Below are 4930 nucleotides of genomic sequence, written 5' to 3'. Positions count from 1 at the left end.
CAACGAAAGTGCACCGTCTGCCGACTTCACGCTCACCGTCGACACCGTCGCGCCAGATGCACCAGTGCTGGCCAAGACCGATGGCGAAACCGCCAATGGCAGTACGGTCAATGGCAGCGCCGAAGCCGGCGGGACGGTCGATATCACCAACGGTGATGGCGATCTGCTGGGCTCTGGCACCGTCGCGGATGACGGCACCTTCAGCATCACGCTGTCTCCGAAGCAGGAGGCCGGCACTGAGCTGACGGCTACCGTCACCGATGCCGCAGGCAACGAAAGTGCTGTCTCCGACACCCTGGTGGTGCCGGAAGATGCCGACGTCACCGCCCCGAACACGCCGACCATCGCCTCCGCGATCGACGACGTGCCTGATGGCACCAGCACCCTCGCCTCGGGCGACAGCACCAATGACGCGACTCCGACGCTGACCGGCAGCGCCGAAGCCGGCAGCACCATCACGATCACCCACAACGGTGAAGAGATCGGCACCACCACCGCCGATGCCAATGGCACCTGGAGCTTCACACCCGCGACTGGCTTCGCCGATGGCGAGCACGTCTTCAGCGTCACTGCGACCGATGCCGCAGGCAACGAAAGCCCAACGTCTGGCGAGTTCACACTCACCGTCGACACCACCGCGCCGGATGCACCAGTGCTGGCCGAGACCGATGGCACCACCGTCGCGGGCACCGGCGAAGCCGGCACCACGATCGAGATCACCAACGGTGATGGCGATCTGCTTGGCACCGGCACTGTTGCCGATGACGGCACCTTCAGCGTCACGCTGTCTCCGAAGCAAGAAGCCGGTACCGAGCTGACGGCCACCGTCACCGATGCTGCAGGCAATGAAAGCGCAGCCTCTGCCGCATTGACCGTGCCGGAAGATGCCGACGTCACCGCCCCGAACACGCCGACCATCGCCTCCGCGATCGACGACGTGCCTGATGGCACCAGCACCCTCGCCTCGGGCGACAGCACCAATGACGCGACTCCGACGCTGACCGGCAGCGCCGAAGCCGGCAGCACCATCACGATCACCCACAACGGTGAAGAGATCGGCACCACCACCGCCGACAGCAACGGCACCTGGAGCTTCACGCCCGAGACCGATTTCGCCGATGGCGAGCATGTCTTCAGCGTCACTGCCACTGATGCTGCAGGCAACGAAAGTGCACCGTCTGCCGACTTCACGCTCACCGTCGACACCGTCGCGCCAGATGCACCAGTGCTGGCCGAGACCGATGGCGAAACCGCCAATGGCAGTACGGTCAATGGCAGCGCCGAAGCCGGCGGGACGGTCGAGATCACCAACGGTGATGGCGATCTGCTGGGCTCTGGCACCGTCGCGGATGACGGCACCTTCAGCATCACGCTGTCTCCGAAGCAGGAAGCCGGCACTGAGCTGACGGCTACCGTCACCGATGCCGCAGGCAACGAAAGTGCTGTCTCCGACACCCTGGTGGTCCCGGAAGATGCCGACGTCACCGCGCCGAATGCGCCGACCATCGCCTCCGCCACGGATGATGTGGCCGCCGACACCGGCGCCCTCACCGATGGCGACAGCACCAATGATGCGACCCCGACCCTGACCGGCAGCGCCGAAGCCGAAAGCACCGTCACCATCACCCATAACAGTGAGGAAATCGCGACAGTCACCGCCGATGCCAATGGTGCCTGGAGCTATACCCCGAGCACAGATCTCACCGATGGCGAGCATGCCTACAGCGTCACGGCGACCGATGCCGCCGGCAATGAAAGCATGCCGTCTGGCGAGTTCACGCTTACCGTGGATACTACTGTGCCCACCAATCCGGCCCTCGCGCTCACCACCGACACCAACATCACCGACGATGGCATCACCAGCAATGGCGAGGTCACCGTCAGCGATCTGGAAGCCGACGCCAGCTGGGAGTATTCCCTCGACGGCGGCAGCAACTGGATCGATGGCACCGGCACCACCTTCACCCTCGCCGAAGGCAGCTACGCCGATGGCGTTGTGCAGATCCGTCAGACCGATGTGGCCGGCAATGTCAGTGACGTCGTGAACCTGGGCGACGTGACGGTCGATACCACCGCTCCGACGGGCAGCATCGCCTTCGTCGATGGTGACGATGGCCTGCTCAATCTGGCAGACATCAGCGCTGTCGACCTGACTGGCAGCATCGAGGCCGGTCTCGACAGCAGCAATGTCGTGATCACCATCACTGACAGCGCCGATCCGGCCAACGAGATCACCGTCGCCACGACTGACATTACGGTCGACGGCGCCGGCAATCTGTCCGTAACCGGCCTGGACCTGAGCACCGCAACTTCCGGGCTCACTGAAGGCGCCCTCACCGTCTCGATGACCGTGACCGATGTGGCGGGCAATACGTTCGAGACCGACGGCACCACCACCAGTGACCTCACGGTGCCTGACGCTCCGAGCCTTGCGCTCACCACCGACACCAACATTACCGACGACGGCATCACCAGCAATGGCGATGTCACCGTCAGCGGTCTGGAAGCCGACGCCAGCTGGGAGTACTCCCTCGACGGCGGCAGCAACTGGATCGATGGCACCGGCACCACCTTCACGCTGGACGAAGGTGTTTACACCGATGGCGTCGTGCAGATCCGTCAGACCGATGTCGCCGGCAACGTCAGCTACGCCGTGAACCTGGGCGACGTGACGGTCGATGCGACCGCCCCGACGGGCAGCATCGCCTTCGTCGATGGTGACGATGGCCTGCTCAATCTGGCAGACATCAGCGCCGTCGATCTGACTGGCAGCATCGAGGCCGGTCTCGACAGCAGCAATGTCGTGATCACCATCACTGACAGCGCCGATCCGGCCAACGAGATCACCGTCGCCACGACTGACATTACGGTCGACGGTGCCGGCAATCTGTCCGTAACCGGTCTGGACCTGAACACCGCAACTTCCGGGCTCACCGAAGGCGCCCTCACCGTCTCGATGACCGTGGCCGATGTGGCGGGCAATACGTTCGAGACCGACGGCACCACCACCAGTGACCTCACGGTGCCTGACGCTCCGAGCCTTGCGCTCACCACCGACACCAACGTCACCGACGACGGCATCACCAGCAATGGTGAAGTCACCGTCAGTGGTCTGGAAGCTGACGCCACTTGGGAGTACTCCCTCGACGGCGGCAGCAACTGGATCGATGGCACCGGCACCACCTTCACGCTGGACGAAGGTGTCTACGCCGACGGCGACGTGCAGATCCGTCAGACCGATGTCGCCGGCAATGTCAGCGACGCCGTGAACCTGGGTGACGTGACGGTCGATGCGACCGCGCCGACCACCACTGCTACCATTGACGCGATCAGCGACGATAGCGGTACCGCCGGCGACTTCATCACCAATGACGATGATGGCCTGACGGTCACCGCCACGCTGAGTGCCGAGCTCGCCACTGGGGAAGCTCTGCTCTACAGCACCGATGGCACCACCTGGGTCGACATCACCGACAGCGTGTCCGGTACTGCTGTCAGCTACGCCGATGCCGACCTTACCGCCTCTGCCACCGTGCAGCTCAAGGTGCAGGACGCCGCCGGCAACGATGGCGACATCGAGAGTCAAGACGTCGTCATTGATACGATCGCTCCGACCACCACTGCCACCATTGACGCGATCAGCGACGATAGCGGTACCGTCGGCGACTTCATCACCAATGACGATGATGGACTGACAATTTCGGCCACGCTGGATGCTCCGCTTGCCGAAGGCGAGACGCTGCAGTACAGCACCGATGGCACCACCTGGATCGACATCACCGACAGCGTGTCCGGTACTGCCGTCAGCTACAACGATGCCGCTCTGACCGAGTCAGCCACTGTACATCTTCGAGTAAAGGACACTGCTGGTAATGATGGACCGACAGCGTCACAGGTCATCATTATCGATGCGACTAATCCGATTACTACCGTCTCTATTGATTCAATCAGTGATGACTCCGGGGCAGTCGGCGACTTCCTTACTAATGACAATGACGGCCTAACTATCAGTGCAACTCTAAGTAATGAGTTAACTGAAGATGAGTCGCTTCTTTATAGCAGCGATGGCGGCCTGACTTGGTCTGAAATTACAAGTAGTGTGAATGGCACTAGCGTCAGTTACGAAGATCCATCGCTCGTAACATCTAGTACAGTTCATATGAAAGTCTCTGATGCCGCAGGTAATTCAGGCCGAGATGACGAGCAGCGAATAACAATTGACGCGACTCTACCAACAACCGTCAACATAGACAGCATCAGCACTGACACTGGGGCTGTAGGTGACTTCATAACGAGCGACAATGATGGATTGTCTATTAACTTTTCGTTAGGCGCTGACTTAGGGGATGGAGAAGCGTTGCTCTATAGCAACGATAATGGCTCTACATGGATTGATATTACTGGCTATATTGATGCCGGAGACTCTAGCTATTTCGATGCCGACCTTACCGCCTCTGCCACCGTGAAGCTCAAGGTGCAGGACGCCGCCGGCAACGATGGCGCAGTGGCCTCGCAGGCCGTCGTGATCGACGCTGTCGCGCCGACCACCACTGCTACTATTGACGCGATCAGCGACGATAGCGGTACCGTCGGCGACTTCATCACCAATGACGATGATGGCCTGACGGTCACCGCCACGCTGGATGCTCCGCTTGCCGAAGGCGAGACACTGCAGTACAGCACCGATGGCTCCACCTGGATCGACATCACCGACAGCGTGTCCGGTACTGCCGTCAGCTACACCGATGCTGACCTCACCGCCTCTGCCACCGTGCAGCTCAAGGTGCAGGACACGGCCGGCAACGATGGCGCAGTGACCTCGCAGGCGGTCGTGATTGACGTGACCGCGCCGACCACGGCCGTCAGCATTGACGAGATCAGCGACGATAGCGGTACCGCCGACGACTTCATCACCAATGACGATGATGGC

The 4930-nt window shown here is 61.6% G+C and carries 1 protein-coding gene; it reads left to right on the top strand.

Translation table 11 applies throughout. From position 1 onward, the window contains the following. Positions 1-4930: Ig-like domain-containing protein (locus QD228_RS16955; RefSeq protein ID WP_279876124.1), on the top strand; the 4930-nt coding region annotated here is incomplete at both ends.

The sequence above is a fragment of the Cobetia sp. 3AK genome, from assembly GCF_029846335.1.
GTDB lineage: Bacteria > Pseudomonadota > Gammaproteobacteria > Pseudomonadales > Halomonadaceae > Cobetia > Cobetia marina.
This window is presented reverse-complemented; position numbering and strand designations above follow the sequence as displayed.